Genomic DNA, 15,571 nt, shown 5'->3' with positions numbered 1-15,571 from the left:
CCACTGTTAAAAAGGAACGCCCTCGGGCAAGCTGCGCCATGCCCTGTCATTGCCAAGGAGCTCAGCGGTGCCCGCCTGGATCCCTACCTCGCTACTTCAGCTCGGCCAGCGCAAACGCGCCGCTTCGCCCAGCGATAGCCCACTGCTCGGCTGGTTCGAGGACACGGCACGCAGCCGCGGCTACCAGCTGAGCGCCGGCCAGCGCCGGGTCATTCAGTGCATGGCCGAGCCACTTGCGCAATTGCAGGGCGGCCAACCGCGCAGCCTGTATCTGTACGGCGCGGTTGGCCGCGGCAAGAGCTGGTTGCTGGACGGCTTTTTCCAGGCGGTACCGGTGCAGGCCAAGCAGCGCCTGCATTTTCATGACTTCTTCGCCCGCCTGCACCAGGGCATGCACCGCCACCGTTCCCTGGACGATGCCCTGGGCGCAACACTGGACGAACTGCTCGGCAATTGCCGGGTCTTGTGCTTCGACGAGTTCCATGTGCATGACATCGGCGACGCCATGCTGCTTACACGCTTGTTCAATGCCTTGTTCGCCCGTGGCATCTTCCTGCTGGTGACCTCCAACTACGCGCCCGAAGGGCTGTTGCCCAACCCGCTTTACCACGAGCGCTTCTTGCCGGTGATCCGCCTGATCAATGGCCGCATGGACGTGCTCGAGGTGGGCGGCGATACCGATTTTCGCAGCCTGCCCGCCAACCGTGAGCACCAGCGCTTTACCCAGGGGCACTATGTGTGGCCCGGTAATGCCGCGCAGCGCCAGGCGCTGAAGGTGCCCGCCGTGCAACCGCTTACGCTGGACGTCAATAAACGCAACCTGCGGGCGCTGCACAGCGCCGACAGACAGGTGATGTTCGCCTTCGACGACCTGTGCGAGCAGCCCACGGCGGTGATCGATTACCTGCAGCTTGCCCGCCAGTACGATGCCTGGGTCATCGACGGGCTGGATGATTTATCGCAATGCTCGCTGGCGGCGCAACAGCGTTTCATCAACCTGGTGGACGTGCTGTATGACCAGGACCGGCACGTGACGGTGATCGGCCGGCGACCGCTGGAGCAAAGCCTGGATGGCGCAATCGCCGACCTGATGCGGACCCGCAGCAGGCTGGGGCAGTTGCATCAGGTAGGTCCTGAATGACCTGGCCTTGTATGGCAAAAGGGCCGCACCGCGGCCCCACCAACAATCACCCAGCCCGAGGCAAGTCCGCCAGCACCGCCTCGATCTCCCCCAGCACCGCCGGGTCGTCCAGGGTCGAAGGCGGCACATAGGCCTGGCCATCGGCAATCTTGCGCAGCACCGCCCGCAGGATCTTCCCGGAACGGGTCTTGGGCAGCCGCTTGACCAACCGCACGCGGTTGAAACACGCCAGCGCCCCGATCGCTTCGCGCACACTGCCCACCAGTTCGACCAGCAACTGCGGTTCGGCGATGCCCTCGCCATCCTTGAGCACCACCAGCGCCAACGGCACCTGCCCCTTGATCGCGTCGTGCACGCCGATCACCGCGCACTCGGCCACCGCCGGGTGACGCGCTACCAGGTCTTCCATCTCGCCGGTGGACAGGCGATGGCCGGAGACATTAATCACATCGTCGGTTCGGCCCATGATGTAAACGAAGCCATCGTCATCGAGGTAGCCACCATCGCCGGTGTGGTAATAGCCAGGGTAGGTGCGCAAGTAAGCCTGCAGGTAGCGCTCGTGGTCGCCCCACAAGGTCTGGCTGCAACCGGGTGGTAGCGGCAGGGCGATAACGATTGAACCTTGATGGCCAGGGCCGAGCAGGTGCCCCTCGTCGTCCAGCACGCGCACGTGGTAGCCCGGTACCGCGCGGTTGCTCGACCCGGGGCGCGCCGCGCTGCCATCAAGCCCCACGCACGGTGCGGTAACCGGCCAGCCGGTCTCGGTCTGCCACCAGTGGTCATGCACTGGCTTGCCGCTGACCCGTTCCAGCCATTCGTGGGTACTGGAATCGAGCTTTTCCCCGGCCAGGAACAGTTGCCGCAGGGAGCTGAGGTCGTGTCGGCGGATCATTTCACCGTCCGGGTCTTCCTTGCGGATCGCCCGCATGGCGGTGGGTGCGCAGAACAGCGCGTTGACCCGGTATTGCTCGACCACACGCCAATACGCCGAGGCATCGGGCGTGCGAATGGGCTTGCCTTCGTAGAAAACCGTGGTGCAGCCGCTCATCAGCGGCCCGTAGACGATCAACGAATGGCCAACCACCCAGCCGACATCGGAAATGCCCCACCACACGTCGCCCGCCTGCATGCCATAAATGTGGCGCATGGCGTAACACAACGCGACCGCGTTGCCGCCGTTTTCGCGAACGATGCCTTTGGGTTTACCTGTGGTCCCGGAGGTGTACATGATGTACAACGGGTCGGCCGCATCCAGCTCGACCGGGGCCACCGGCTCGGCGCTGGGCAGTGACGCCTGCCAGTCCAGGTCACGGCCCGGCTGCAACGGGGCGCGCGCCTGCGGGCGTTGCAGCACCAGCACATGGTGGGGTTGGTGCCGGGCCACCTGCAAAGCACGATCGACCAGCGGCTTGTACTCGATCACCCGGTCGAACTCCAGGCCGCAAGAGGCCGTCAGCAACAACGCCGGGCGCGCATCGTCGATGCGCAGGGCCAGCTCGTTGGCGGCAAAACCGCCAAATACCACCGAGTGCACCGCGCCGATGCGGGCACAGGCGAGCATGGCCATGGCCGCCTGGGGCACCATGGGCATGTAGATGATCACCCCATCCCCTTTGCCCACTCCCAACTGGCGCAGCAGGCCGGCCAGGCGCGCCACTTCGTCACGCAGCTGGTTGTAGCTCAAACGCTGCTGCGTGCCGGTTACCGGCGAGTCATAGATCAACGCTGTCTGCTCGCCGCGGCCTTGCTCGATCTGGTGGTCGAGGGCCAGGTAGCAACTGTTCAGGCGCCCATCGGCAAACCAGCGGTGGGTACCGTCGGGGTTTTCCTGCAGGGTAAGGGCAGGTTTGCGGTACCAGGCCAGGTGGTTGGCCTGTGCGGCCCAGAAGGTGGCAGGGTCGGCAATGGAGTGGGCGTAGCTGTGCTGATAAGTCATGTTGAGGAAAACCCGGTACTTGTTGTTATTGAAGGGCGAATCCTGAGTATGGACCGCCCCGCCGGGCCTGCCATGGGACTTAAGTCACAACCGACCTGCAAATTTGCAGACAGCGCAAATGCGCCCCATCGCGGGGCAAAGCCTCTAGAATAGGCCACCTTTCGTGCAACAGAGCAGCCCATGGATATCGATCAGGCCCGAACCTTTCTGGAAATCGTGCGTTGCGGCAGCCTGGTCGCCGCCGCCGAACGCCTGTTCGTGTCACAGACGGCCATCACCGCCCGCGTGCAGCGCCTGGAACAGCAACTGGGCTGCCAGCTGTTCGTGCGTAGCCGCAACGGCGCCAGCCTGACCAGCGACGGTGAAGCCTTTGTCAGCTATGCCAACCAGCTGGTGCAGACGTGGGAGGCGGCGCGCCGCGACCTGCCGTTGCCCCAGGGCTGCCAGCAGGTGCTGCACATCGCAGGCGAGGTAAGCCTGGGTAACCCGATGATGCTCGAATGGGTCAGCGCGCTGCACCGCGAGTTGCCCAGCCATGCCATCCGCAGCGAGGTGAGCGACGGTGAATCATTGCTGCGCAAGGTGGAGATGGGCCTGCTGGACGCCGCGCTGGTGTACCAGCCAACCTACGGCCCAGGCCTTCAGGTGGAGCAGTTGATGGAGGAAAAACTGATTCGCGTGCGCCGGGTCGGTAAACCGGAGCCGTATATCTATATCGACTGGGGCGAGGCGTTCCGCCGTCAGCACGATGCGGCGTTGCCAGACTGCGCGCGCCCGACGCTGAGTTTCAACCTCGGGCCGCTGGCCCTGCAGTTCATTCTCGACCAGGGCGGCAGTGGTTATTTCCGTACCCGTGTAGTGCAGGCCTACCTGGACAGCGGGGTCTTCGAGCGCGTGCCGCAAGCCCCGGAATTCACTTACCCGACCTTTCTGGTGTACCCACGCAAGCGCGACAGCGAAGCCCTGCAGCAGGCCTTTGCCGTGCTGCGTCGGCTGGTGGCAGCCGGCGCCAGCGACTGGTCACAACGCTGGGACCCGCTGATCTGAACCATTGCCCGCGGCACTGAGCAACTGGCGTTTGAGGCCGGCGATCAAGTCGGTCTGGGTAATCACGCCAACCAGCAGGCCGTTTTCGAGTACAGGCAGGCAGTGCAGGCCCTGCTCACACAGCAGCGGCAGCAAACGCTCCAGCGGATGCTCGCCACTGACACTGACCACGCGCCGGCTCATCACCTGTTCCATGCGCACGGCCTTGCGGTTGAACAGGCCGCGCCAGGTGAACCGGCCACGCTGCATGGCCGGGCCGACCAGGTCGCTGAGGCTGACGATACCCACCAGCTTGCCCTGCTGTAGCACCGGCAAGGTCTTCAGGTGGTGGTTGTCGAGCATTTTCCAGGCCTGCTCCAGCGTTGTGTCGGGCGTGGCGAACTGCACATCGCGGGACATCACCGAAGCGGCAGTGATGCCGCCGAGGCTGCGCTGCAGGGCATGCTGTTCGGTGGCCAGAATGATGCGTTCGAGTTCGTCACGGGTCACATCGACGAACTCACCCAGTTCTTCCAAGGCCTGGTCCAGGTCCGCGCCGCTGATGCCGACACGCTGGCTGGGCAGTGGGTCATGGGTGTGGTGCAGGTCTTTGCGCGGCGCCACACCCTTGGGGTAGCGCACACCGGTCATGCGGTTGTACAGCACCGCCACCGTCACCAGGATCAGCGCGTTGAGCAACACCGGTTCGAGCAGGTGATCCCCCATCGCCGTCAGCCCCGAGTCAGCCAGCACCGCGCTCACCGCCACACCGCCGCCCGGTGGGTGCAGGCAACGTAACAGGCACATCACCAGGAGCGAGAGGCCCAGCGCAGCCGCCGCCACCCATAGTTCAGGGCCAAAGCCCTCGCGCATGGCCAGGCCCACCGCACCGGCCAAGGCATAGCTGCCCACCACCGGCCAGGGCTGGGCCAATGGCCCGGAATGCACGGCAAACACCAGCACCGCCGATGCGGCCAAAGGGCCCAGCAGGTGCAAGGCGATGCTTGGCCCATAGGCCATGCTGGTCAGCCAGCCGGCGAGGAACAGGCCGAGCAGCGCGCCGATGCCCGCGCGCAGCCATTGTTTGGGAGGGATATTCAGGGGTGCCGGCAGCAGCCGCTGCAGAAGACGTTCGGAGCGCGAGGCAGACATTTGCAAGATCGTATTCGTAGTACTTCGGATTAAAAAAGAAAGCCCAGCAGAAGAGGCCTGGGCCCTAGGGGGTTCCGTCCGTGGAGAGATGGAAACCGGGAGGTTTCGTGAGGATGATTGTGCCGGTTGGCGGCAGGCTGGGGCCAATTCAAAAAAATGAGGCTGTACTGCAATTTTTTTGCAGTGCTGTCAGGGGCACCGCGCCAATCAACGCACTTTGCGCGGCAACGCGAGACTTACCCGCAATCCGCCCAACGGGCTCTCCAACAGTGCCAAGGTCCCACCCCAGGCTTCGACGATATCGCGCACGATACCCAGCCCCAACCCATGCCCATCAACCTGCTCATCCAACCGCGAGCCGCGCTCCAGCACCTGCAGGCGCTGGCCTGCAGGAATCCCCGGGCCATCATCGTCGACCCAGACCTGGTAGCTATTTTCAGCAGGCGCAATCCCCAGCCGCACCTCGCTGTCCGCCCACTTGCAGGCGTTGTCCAGCAGGTTGCCCAACAGCTCCAGGAAATCCTCGCGGTCCCACGGCAACAGCAGCCCGGGCGGTACATCCCGCTCCAGCAGCAGCCCTTCGCCATGGATCATCCCCAAGGTGGCAAGCAACCCCGGCAATTCAGCGTCACAGTCGAACTGCGCGCCGGGCAGCGCATCGCCGGCCAAACGCGCGCGGTTCAGTTCGCGTGCCAGGCGTTGCTGAATCTGTTCAAGCTGCTCGCGCAGTTGCACACGCACGTCGGGCAGGGCCTGCAGACGCTCGCTGGACGCCAGGCTCAGCAACACCGCCAACGGTGTCTTCAGCGCGTGCCCAAGGTTGCCCAAGGCATTGCGTGAGCGGCGCAAGCTGTCCTCGGTATGGCTCAGCAGATGGTTGATCTGGTCCACCAGCGGTGCCAATTCGCTGGGCACCTGGGCATCGAGCTGTGAGCGCTGGCCTTGCTGCAACTGGGCAATCTGCTGGCGAGCGCGTTCCAATGGCCGCAGCGAGCGGGTAACGGTGATACGTTGCAGCACCAGCACCAGCACCAGCGCCACCAGCCCCATGCCCAGGCCGATCTGCTGCAGGCGCCTGAAGCCCTCGCGCACCGGGGAATAGTCTTGGGCCACGGTGATCGAAATGTCCTGGCCCAAGCGCCGGTAGTCGGCACGCAACGCCAGCAATTGTTGCCCTTCCGGGCCCAGTTCGTGGCTATCGGAAAGGCCCTGCGCTGAGGGTTTGGGCATATCCAGGTCCCACAGCGAGCGCGAGCGCCAGGTACCCTGGTCGAAATCGATTCGGAAGTAGTAGCCCGAAAATGGACGCTGATAAGCCGCGGAGATACGCCGTTCATCCAGCTGCAAGCCCGCTGGCCCGCGCACCAGCGCCACCAGCAGGTTTTCGCTCTCCTTGCGCAGGCCGTTTTCCAGGTAGCGCTGCATGCCCGCCTCGAACAGCCACAACGTGAGCTGCGCGAGCACCACCCCAACGACCACAAGCACGGCTACCAGGCCCAGGCTAAGGCGCGCCTGGATCGACTTCATTCGCTGTGCCCGGCGTACAGGTAACCTTGCCCGCGGCGCGTCTCGATGACACTGCGGCCCAGCTTGCGACGCAGGTGGTTGACGTGGACTTCGAGCACATTGGAGTCGCGCTCGGTTTCACCGTCGTACAGGTGCTCGGCCAGGTGGCTCTTGGACAGGATCTGCTGCGGGTGCAGCATGAAGTAGCGCAGCAGGCGGAACTCGGCGGCGGTGAGCTGGATATCCACCCCGTCGCGGCTCACGCATTGGCGGCCTTCATCCAGGTGCAGGCCGGCCGCTTCGAGCGTCGGCTGGTTGGCCAGGCCGCGGGCGCGGCGCAACAACGCCTGGATGCGCAACTGCAGCTCTTCGGGGTGGAAGGGTTTGCTCAGGTAGTCGTCAGCTCCGGCCTTCAGCCCTTCGATACGCTCAGCCCAGGAACCCCGCGCGGTGAGGATCAGCACCGGCGTGGCAAGGCCACCGGCACGCCACTGGCCCAGCACCTCCAAACCCGGCAACCCCGGCAGGCCGAGGTCAAGAATGATCAGGTCGTAGGGTTCGCTCTGTCCCTGGTACACCGCATCACGGCCATCGGCCAGCCAGTCGACGGCATAGCCCTGGCGCTGCAGGGCAGTAGTCAGTTCGTCAGCCAGGGGAACGTTGTCCTCAACAAGCAACAGGCGCATTCAGTCGTCTTCCTCGTCTTTGAGCAGGGCACCGGTGCTGGCGTCGAGTTTGATCTCGCGTACCACGCCTTGCGGGGTCAGCAGCTCGACTTCGTATTCGTAGCGGTCATCGTCCTCTTCCAGCTCGGCCTCCAGCAGACGCGCCCCGGGGTAACGCCCCAGGGCGGTCTCAAGCAGTTGTTCGAGCGGCAGGATGATACCTTTCTGGCGCAGCCTGAGGGCTTCATCCTGGTCCAGGTCACGGGCAACGGCCAGGGAGCAGACGGCCAGCAGCGAGAGCGCCAGGTAACGCGCTGGCCGGGGTAAGTGAATCATCAGTGGTCCTGTTCGTCCTTGAGCACCTCACCGGTCTTGGCGTCCAGGGCAACGTCCCATTCGACGTTCTGTGGGTCGCGCAGCTCGACCTTGTAGATGTAGCGGCCGTATTCGTTTTCCAGTTCGGAATCCTTGACGGTGGCGCCGGGGTGCTTGGCCACGGCAGCGGCCTTGAGCTCATCCAGCGACTTGATGGTCTTTTCGTTGACCAGCTTGACCACTTCGTCAGGCTGGACGTCCTTGGCCAGGGCGATGTTGGCACCGAAAGCGAGTGCAGCGGCAGTGAACAGGGCAGTCAACGTTTTCATGGGGTCTCTCCAGCGAGATGTGCAATGGGTCTACGGGGTTAAGATTAACCACCGGTCCTTAACTCAACCTGAAAACATTTGGCGCCATGATAGCGCAGCCGACGGTCGCATTCAGGCCTTATACTGTGCGGCTAGCCGGCCCCGAGGTCTTCCATGAGCGCCATTCACATCAAATTTCCCGCCTTGACGTTCAAGGCCGGCCAGCGTGCCCTGCGACAGATCCGCGAGCGCGGCCTGCAGGCGGCCGATGTCGGTGTGCTGCCCGGCGCGGCGGGTGGGCCCAAGCCTCTGGGCATCCAGGGCCTGGACCTGGCGCTGTTCGGCGAATGGTTGCCTTCGGCGCCACGCCAGCGCGCCTTGATTGGCGCCTCGATCGGCTCGTGGCGCTTTGCCAGTGCCTGCCTCGACGATCCGGTCGAGGGCATCCGGCGCCTGGGCGAACTGTATACCGAGCAGGATTTCGCCAAGGGTGTCACGCCCAGCGAGATCAGTCGCAGCTGCCAACAGATGCTCGACGACCTGCTGCAGGGCCGCGACCGGCAGATCCTCGCCAACCCGCACTATCGCCTGAACGTGCTGGTGGTCAAGAGCCATGGGCAACTGGCCCACGACCATCGCGGCCGTCTGGGCATGGGCCTGGGCTCGGTGATCGCAAACAATCTGCTGGGCCGCTCGCGCCTGAGCCGGCACTTCGAACGTATCATCCTGCACGACGAGCGCGCTGCACCGCCGCTCGATGCGCTCACCGACTTCCCCTCACGTTGCCTGCCCCTGGCCCTGGCCAACCTGCGCCATGCCCTGCTCGCTTCGGGCTCGATCCCGATGGTGATGGAAGGCGTACGCGACATCCCCGGTGTGGGTACCGGCACCTACCGTGACGGTGGCCTGCTCGACTATCACCTCGACCTGCCCTACCGCGGCGACGACTTGGTGCTCTACCCCCACTTCACCGACAAGGTGGTGCCCGGCTGGTTCGACAAGGCTCTGCCGTGGCGCAAGGGCGATGCCACGCGCCTGCAGAACGTGCTGCTGCTGACGCCGTCGCCGCAATACCTGGCCGCCCTGCCCTTCGGCAAACTGCCCGACCGCAACGATTTCAAACGGTTCCTGGGCGACGCCCCGAGCCGCAAACGCTACTGGTACAAAGCCATCGCCGAAAGCCAGCGCCTGGGCGACGAACTGCTAGAGCTGATCACCACCGGGCGGCTGCAGGATCAGTTGCAAGCCTTGTAGCGGCCATGCTGGTAGACTGCGCGCATCATTGATACACACAGAGTTCTGACAGCGTGGAAATCTTCAAGGAATTTACGTTCGAATCGGCCCACCGCCTGCCCAACGTGCCCGCCGGGCACAAGTGCGGCCGCCTGCACGGCCACTCGTTCAAGGTCGGCCTGCACCTGACCGGCCCGCTCGACCCGCACACTGGCTGGATACGCGACTTTTCCGAGATCAAGGCCATCTTCAAGCCGATCTACGAGCAGCTGGACCACAACTACCTGAACGACATCCCCGGCCTCGAGAACCCCACCAGCGAAGTCATCGCCAAGTGGATCTGGGAGCAGGTCAAGCCGTTACTTCCAGAATTGTCCAAGGTGCGCATCCACGAAACCTGCACCAGTGGCTGCGAGTACACCGGCGATTGAGCCCACGTTCAGCCAACCTGATGCCGCGCGGCGCTCAGGTTGGCTGGCACTCAGATTTCCTCGAAGTGGTGAGGAATGCTGAGTATTTCCATGGCAATCAAACCGGCCTCGCCTTTGCGCGTGTTGAAAAAGTGATCCCCGTAATAGCTGAAGCGCTTGAGCTCGCCCCCATCCGGTGTCACCCACTGCAGGTTGAATTGCCGCTCGCCCCGCTTCAACTCCCGGCCCAGGCCATCGATCGTCCATAGCCGGCTGCCTTGCGGTTTGCGTAGGGCGGCAGCTGGCGCATCGGCTGCCCAGATGCCAACGTAGCCCGACAGGAAACTGGCGTTGCCGTCCAACACCCAGTTGGAGAGGGTCCACACCCGGTCTGCCGGCCTGATGTCGTAATAGCGTGTTTTTTCATCACTGACGCTGCCCTTGGTGTAGGCACCAAACCAGAACAGTTCGTAGTATTGCTGCGTCGATGACGGGTAATCCAACGGGGCGAGGTGCTTTTCCAGCACGCCATCCTTTTCACTCTGCAGGTACCTGTCCCAATGCCCGCGGGCACCTTGGCTGCCTGATTCGACCCAAAGAGCCGCCAACCGGTCTTGCGCATCGGCCCACGTCTGCGGCCCGACACTGATGCGCGAGCCCTGCCACCAGCAGCGGGCCAGAAAGGTTTCACGGGGGTTGAAGATGTACTCGCTCATGCTGACTCTCCTCAGTCAGGCCATTGAGCTTCTACCCTAGGCAACGGCGGGTGAGCCAGGCACCAGGAAGTACCTCACTCCAAGGTCTGCTTGAGGAACGCGGGTGCGATGTAGCGCTGGTAGTGCGCTTCGGACAACAGGAAGAACTCACGGTCGATGGCATCGCGCAGCTGCGGCAGGTCCCAATCGCGGAACTCGGGCAGCAAGACCATCCCATACGCTTCCAGATCGCGGATCATCCGCGCCCCGCGGGCAATCAGCTGGTATGCCCAGCAATACTCAGACTGCTGCTCGACGAAGCGGATCGAGCGCTGCTGCAACTGCTGGCGCAGCAGGCCTTTGTCGAACACCTCGAGCTTGGCCATCATCACCTGCGCCAACAGCTGCTCGAGGCGTAGCCAGACGGCGCGTTTCTGCGCATCGTCGTAGCCGTTCCAATGGATTACTTCATGGTGGAAACGCTTGCAGCCACGGCAGACCGTGTCTCCGTACACCGTAGAGCAAAGGCCGACGCAAGGGGTCTTGATGGACGAGTTGGACATGGAAAAACAACGGCTTGGCGGTGGAACACAGGCCCATGTTAGCCCTTTGTCTAACCAGGGTCACTCGTTAAAGTCATGTTCGCCGCCTTACGTTCGGGCTTTTTTTGCCGTAGAATCATCCCGCCTTTTCAAGGCAACAATGTCCGTTGGAAGCTGTTTTCAAAGCGTCACGAGCACAGTTCATCCGGTAGAACGGCGTTGGCCCGGGCCATGCACCCTCGCATGCCCGCGCCAGCCCTCATCAGCTCCCGTTCTGCAGGCGTAAAACTTTGAAAGCAGCTTCTGTAAGGATTCTCTGCGACCCTGGCTGGGCGGCTCAAAAAGCCGTGATTGCGCATGGGTGCATTGAATGCTGGATGAGCGTCCCGGACTCCCTTTAGGGACCACTGATGAGGGTAATAACTGTGCTTGAAGCCTACCGCAAACACATCGAAGAGCGTGCCGCCCTGGGTATCGTGCCCCAGCCGCTGAACGCCGAACAAACTGCAGGCCTGGTCGAGCTGCTGAAAAACCCGCCGGCCGGCGAAGAAGCCTTCCTCGTAGACCTGATCACCAACCGCGTTCCGCCAGGGGTGGACGAAGCCGCCTACGTCAAGGCTGCATTCCTCTCCGCCGTCGCCAAGGGCGAAGCCACGTCGCCTCTGATCGACCGCAAGCACGCCATCGAACTGCTGGGCACCATGCAGGGCGGCTACAACATCGAAACGCTGGTCGCGCTGCTGGATGACGCCGAACTGGGCGCCGTCGCGGCCGAACAGCTCAAGCACACCCTGCTGATGTTCGATGCCTTCCACGATGTGGCCGAAAAAGCCAAGGCTGGCAACGCCCACGCCAAGGCCGTGCTGGAGTCCTGGGCTGCTGGCGAGTGGTTCACCTCGCGCCCGGCCATCGCCGACAAATACACCCTGACCGTGTTCAAGGTGCCAGGCGAAACCAACACCGACGACCTCTCCCCTGCCCCGGACGCCTGGTCGCGCCCTGACATCCCGCTGCACGCCCTGGCCATGCTGAAGATGGCCCGCGACGGCATCGAGCCACAGCAGCCTGGTTCGGTCGGCCCGCTGGAGCAGATCGAAGCGGTCAAGGCCAAGGGCTTCCCGGTCGCCTACGTCGGTGACGTGGTCGGTACTGGCTCCTCGCGTAAATCGGCTACCAACTCGGTGCTGTGGTTCTTCGGCGACGACATCCCCTACGTGCCGAACAAGCGCGCGGGTGGCTTCTGCTTCGGCACCAAGATCGCCCCGATCTTCTACAACACCATGGAAGACGCCGGCGCCCTGCCGATCGAGTTCGACTGCACCAACCTGGCCATGGGCGACGTCATCGACGTGTACCCATACAAAGGTGAAGTACGCCGTCACGACAGCGACGAACTGGTCACCAACTTCGAGCTGAAAACCGAAGTGCTGCTTGACGAAGTCCGCGCTGGCGGCCGTATCCCGCTGATCGTCGGCCGTGGCCTGACCGAAAAAGCCCGCGCCGAGCTGGGCCTGGGTGCCTCGGACCTGTTCAAGAAGCCAGAGCAACCTGCCGATTCCGGCAAGGGCTTCACCCTGGCACAGAAAATGGTCGGTCGCGCCTGCGGTCTGCCAGAAGGCCAGGGCGTGCGTCCAGGCGCCTACTGCGAACCGAAGATGACCACCGTCGGTTCCCAGGACACCACCGGCCCGATGACCCGCGACGAGCTGAAAGACCTGGCGTGCCTGGGCTTCTCCGCCGACCTGGTCATGCAGTCGTTCTGCCACACCGCGGCTTATCCTAAGCCAATCGACGTCACCACCCACCACACCCTGCCAGACTTCATCCGCACCCGTGGCGGCGTGTCGCTGCGCCCAGGCGACGGCATCATCCACAGCTGGCTGAACCGCATGCTGATGCCGGACACCGTCGGTACCGGTGGTGACTCGCACACCCGCTTCCCGATCGGCATCTCGTTCCCGGCCGGTTCCGGCCTGGTGGCCTTCGCCGCCGCCACCGGCGTCATGCCGCTGGACATGCCAGAGTCGATCCTGGTGCGTTTCAAGGGCAAACTGCAACCCGGCATCACCCTGCGTGACCTGGTCCATGCCATCCCTTACTACGCCATCCAGAAGGGCCTGCTGACCGTCGAGAAGAAGGGTAAGAAAAACGCCTTCTCCGGCCGCATCCTGGAGATCGAAGGCCTCAACGACCTGACCGTCGAGCAGGCTTTCGAGCTGTCCGACGCCTCGGCCGAGCGTTCCGCTGCCGGTTGCACCATCAAGCTGCCGGAAAAGGCCATCGCCGAATACCTGCAGTCCAACATCACCCTGCTGCGCTGGATGATCGGCGAAGGCTACGGCGATGCCCGCACCCTGGAGCGCCGTGCCCAGGCCATGGAAGCCTGGCTGGCCAAGCCTGAGCTGCTGTCGGCCGACGCCGATGCCGAATACGCCGAGATCATCGAAATCGACCTGGCCGACGTCAAGGAGCCTGTGCTCTGCGCGCCGAACGACCCGGACGATGCCCGCCTGCTGTCCTCGGTACAGGGCGAGAAGATCGACGAAGTGTTCATCGGTTCGTGCATGACCAACATCGGCCACTTCCGTGCTGCCGGCAAGCTGCTGGACAAGGTCAAGGGCGGCATTCCGACCCGTCTGTGGCTGGCTCCGCCAACCAAGATGGACGCCCACCAGCTGACCGAAGAAGGCTACTACGGCATCTACGGCAAAGCCGGTGCACGCATGGAAATGCCAGGCTGCTCGCTGTGCATGGGTAACCAGGCACGTGTGCAGACCGGTTCGACCGTGGTTTCCACCTCGACCCGAAACTTCCCGAACCGTCTGGGCGACGCGACCAACGTGTACCTGGCCTCGGCCGAGCTGGCTGCAGTCGCTTCGATCATCGGCAAGCTGCCGACCGTCGAAGAGTACATGCAGTACGCCAAGGACATCGACAGCATGGCTGCCGACGTCTACCGCTACCTGAGCTTCGACCAGATTGCCGAGTTCCGTGAAGCGGCAGCCAACGCCAAGATCCCAGTGGTCCAGGCGTAAGCGATTGTAAGTAGCAAGCAAAAGCCCCGGCAGTGATGCCGGGGCTTTTTTTGTGGGTTCTGCAAGGGCTTGGCGTTGGCCAAGGGCACTCTCAAATCACGAACAAATCCACAAACCTGTGCACCGCCGTATCCTCCAGCCGCTGCTGATCCTCGCACAGCTCGAAAATATCCACACAGCGCTGCCGCGCGAACCGCGTTGCCAGGTTCTCCCTGAACTTTCGCTCCAGCAAGGGTATACCCTCGCCGCGCCGGCGCCGATGCCCCAGCGGGTATTCCACCACCACGGGCTCGGTACTGCTGCCGTCCTTGAAGAACACCTGCAAGCCGTTGGCGATCGAGCGCTTGTCCGGCTCCAGGTATTCGCGGCTGAAGCGCGGCTCCTCGATCACTTCCATCTTTTCGCGCAGGCGGTCAATGCTTGGGTGCGCAGCATGGAAGGCGTCCTCGTAGTGTTCGGCCACCAGTTGCCCGAAAATCAGCGGCACCGCCACCATGTACTGCAGGCAGTGGTCACGGTCGGCCGCGTTCGCGAGTGGGCCCTGTTTGGAGATGATACGGATAGCCGACTGTTGGGTACGGATGACGATGCGGTCGATTTCATGCAACCGGTTGCGCACCTGCGGGTGCAGGATTATTGCCGCTTCGCAGGCGGTCTGGGCATGAAACTCGGCCGGAAAGCTGATCTTGAACAACACGTTTTCCATCACGTAGCTACCCAAGGGTTGCGGCAGGCGCAGTGCCTGCTGGTCCGCAGGTTTGAGCGCCAGGTCCTTGTTGGTGTGGCTGAACGACACATCGTTAAACCCCCATTGCGGCGCCGTCAGCACACCCGGCACGCCCATCTCGCCACGCAGCGCGATATCGGCCAGGCGCACGCCGCGGCTGGAGGCGTCGCCCGCCGCCCAGGACTTGCGCGAACCGGCGTTAGGGGCATGGCGATAGGTGCGCAACGCCTGGCCGTCGACAAAGGCATGGGACAACGCCGACAGCAGTTGCTCGCGGTTGGCCCCCATCAACTTGGCACACACGGCAGTGGACGCGACCTTGACCAGCAGCACGTGGTCCAGGCCGACGCGGTTGAACGCGTTCTCCAGTGCCAGCACACCCTGGATCTCATGGGCCATGACCATGGCCTGGAGCACATCACGCATGACCAGCGGCGCTTCACCGCTGGCCACGCGCCGTTGTGACAGGTGATCAGCCACCGCCAGGATGCCTGCGAGGTTGTCGGAGGGGTGGCCCCATTCGGCCGCCAGCCAGGTGTCGTTGTAATCCAGCCAGCGCACGGCACAGCCGATATCCCAGGCGGCCTTGACCGGGTCAAGCCGGTAGGACGTGCCCGGCACACGCGCGCCGTTGGGTACCACGGTGCCCTCCACCAGCGGGCCAAGAAGTTTGGTGCATTCGGGAAAACGCAGGGCCAGCAAGCCACAGCCGAGCGTGTCCATCAGGCAATTGCGCGCGGTGTCCAGCGCTTCAGGGGACTCGACCCGGTAGGTGAGCACGTAGTCAGCGAGGGTTTGCAATACCCGGTCATAGTCCGGGCGGTCATTCAGGTCGACGTTGGCGCTCATCTGCAGCTCCTGTGAATTGGGGCTGCTGGGC

Annotated in this window: 14 protein-coding genes; 5 read left to right on the top strand and 9 right to left on the bottom strand. The window is 63.6% G+C overall.

What is annotated here, in order from left to right:
- The first annotated feature begins 67 nt into the window (after window positions 1-67).
- On the top strand, window positions 68-1,141 hold the full coding sequence (gene zapE, locus L6D80_RS11640) for a cell division protein ZapE (protein WP_176513745.1): 1,074 nt from the start codon (window positions 68-70) through the stop codon (window positions 1,139-1,141).
- Window positions 1,142-1,187: 46 nt separating this feature from the next.
- Here zapE and L6D80_RS11635 read toward each other — a convergent pair whose 3' ends face one another.
- The gene (locus tag L6D80_RS11635) at window positions 1,188-3,077 is read right to left on the bottom strand and encodes a propionyl-CoA synthetase (RefSeq protein ID WP_176513748.1); all 1,890 of its coding nucleotides are present in this window, start codon (window positions 3,075-3,077) and stop codon (window positions 1,188-1,190) included.
- Between the two features lie 180 nt (window positions 3,078-3,257).
- On the opposite strand from L6D80_RS11635, the gene L6D80_RS11630 reads away from it, so the two are divergent.
- Window positions 3,258-4,124 carry a LysR family transcriptional regulator gene (locus tag L6D80_RS11630; protein WP_054901701.1) on the top strand — a complete coding sequence of 289 codons (867 nt, stop codon included), beginning with the start codon at window positions 3,258-3,260 and terminating at the stop codon, window positions 4,122-4,124.
- On the opposite strand, the gene L6D80_RS11625 is transcribed toward L6D80_RS11630, so the two are convergent.
- The 5 genes from L6D80_RS11625 to L6D80_RS11605 all read right to left on the bottom strand — a co-directional run bounded on the left by L6D80_RS11625 (window position 4,098) and on the right by L6D80_RS11605 (window position 8,070).
- Window positions 4,098-5,255, bottom strand: coding sequence for an HPP family protein (locus L6D80_RS11625; protein ID WP_054901702.1), 1,158 nt, complete (start codon window positions 5,253-5,255; stop codon window positions 4,098-4,100). The two genes, L6D80_RS11630 and L6D80_RS11625, sit on opposite strands and share 27 nt — an antisense overlap.
- Before the next feature lie 207 nt (window positions 5,256-5,462).
- Entirely contained in the window at window positions 5,463-6,782 is a 1,320-nt protein-coding gene (locus L6D80_RS11620) for an ATP-binding protein (RefSeq protein ID WP_176513751.1), read from the bottom strand.
- A complete protein-coding gene (locus tag L6D80_RS11615) occupies window positions 6,779-7,447 on the bottom strand; it encodes a response regulator transcription factor (RefSeq protein WP_176513754.1) in 669 nt (222 codons plus the stop codon). The genes L6D80_RS11620 and L6D80_RS11615 overlap by 4 nt, the downstream gene beginning before the upstream one ends.
- Complete coding sequence (locus tag L6D80_RS11610) at window positions 7,448-7,762, bottom strand: PepSY domain-containing protein (protein WP_054901705.1); 315 nt, start codon at window positions 7,760-7,762, stop codon at window positions 7,448-7,450.
- A complete protein-coding gene (locus L6D80_RS11605) occupies window positions 7,762-8,070 on the bottom strand; it encodes a PepSY domain-containing protein (RefSeq protein WP_054901706.1) in 309 nt (102 codons plus the stop codon). The genes L6D80_RS11610 and L6D80_RS11605 overlap by 1 nt, the downstream gene beginning before the upstream one ends.
- A gap of 153 nt (window positions 8,071-8,223) precedes the next feature.
- Between L6D80_RS11605 and L6D80_RS11600 the strand changes: the two genes are divergently transcribed.
- Window positions 8,224-9,303 (top strand): patatin-like phospholipase domain-containing protein, encoded by a 1,080-nt coding sequence (locus L6D80_RS11600; protein WP_176513756.1) that lies wholly within the window; start codon window positions 8,224-8,226, stop codon window positions 9,301-9,303.
- Between the two features lie 53 nt (window positions 9,304-9,356).
- Window positions 9,357-9,713, top strand: a complete 357-nt coding sequence (queD, locus tag L6D80_RS11595) for a 6-carboxytetrahydropterin synthase QueD (protein ID WP_054901708.1) — start codon at window positions 9,357-9,359, stop codon at window positions 9,711-9,713.
- 50 nt (window positions 9,714-9,763) lie between these two features.
- Here the strand turns inward: queD and L6D80_RS11590 are convergent, their stop codons facing one another.
- Both L6D80_RS11590 and L6D80_RS11585 read right to left on the bottom strand, forming a co-directional pair.
- Window positions 9,764-10,408, bottom strand: a complete 645-nt coding sequence (locus L6D80_RS11590; RefSeq protein WP_054901709.1) for a hypothetical protein — start codon at window positions 10,406-10,408, stop codon at window positions 9,764-9,766.
- 74 nt (window positions 10,409-10,482) lie between these two features.
- A complete protein-coding gene (locus L6D80_RS11585; RefSeq protein ID WP_054901710.1) occupies window positions 10,483-10,950 on the bottom strand; it encodes a DUF1289 domain-containing protein in 468 nt (155 codons plus the stop codon).
- 404 nt (window positions 10,951-11,354) lie between these two features.
- Here L6D80_RS11585 and acnB point away from each other — a divergent pair, with 404 nt between their 5' ends.
- Entirely contained in the window at window positions 11,355-13,964 is a 2,610-nt protein-coding gene (gene acnB, locus L6D80_RS11580; RefSeq protein ID WP_176513783.1) for a bifunctional aconitate hydratase 2/2-methylisocitrate dehydratase, read from the top strand.
- Between the two features lie 91 nt (window positions 13,965-14,055).
- On the opposite strand, the gene prpD is transcribed toward acnB, so the two are convergent.
- A complete protein-coding gene (gene prpD, locus L6D80_RS11575; RefSeq protein WP_176513758.1) occupies window positions 14,056-15,540 on the bottom strand; it encodes a 2-methylcitrate dehydratase in 1,485 nt (494 codons plus the stop codon).
- Between the last annotated feature and the right edge of the window lie 31 nt (window positions 15,541-15,571).

The organism is Pseudomonas ceruminis (assembly GCF_021602025.1).
GTDB lineage: Bacteria > Pseudomonadota > Gammaproteobacteria > Pseudomonadales > Pseudomonadaceae > Aquipseudomonas > Aquipseudomonas ceruminis.
The sequence above is the reverse complement of the archived record's forward strand: the minus strand, read 5'-3'. Positions and strand labels throughout refer to the sequence as shown.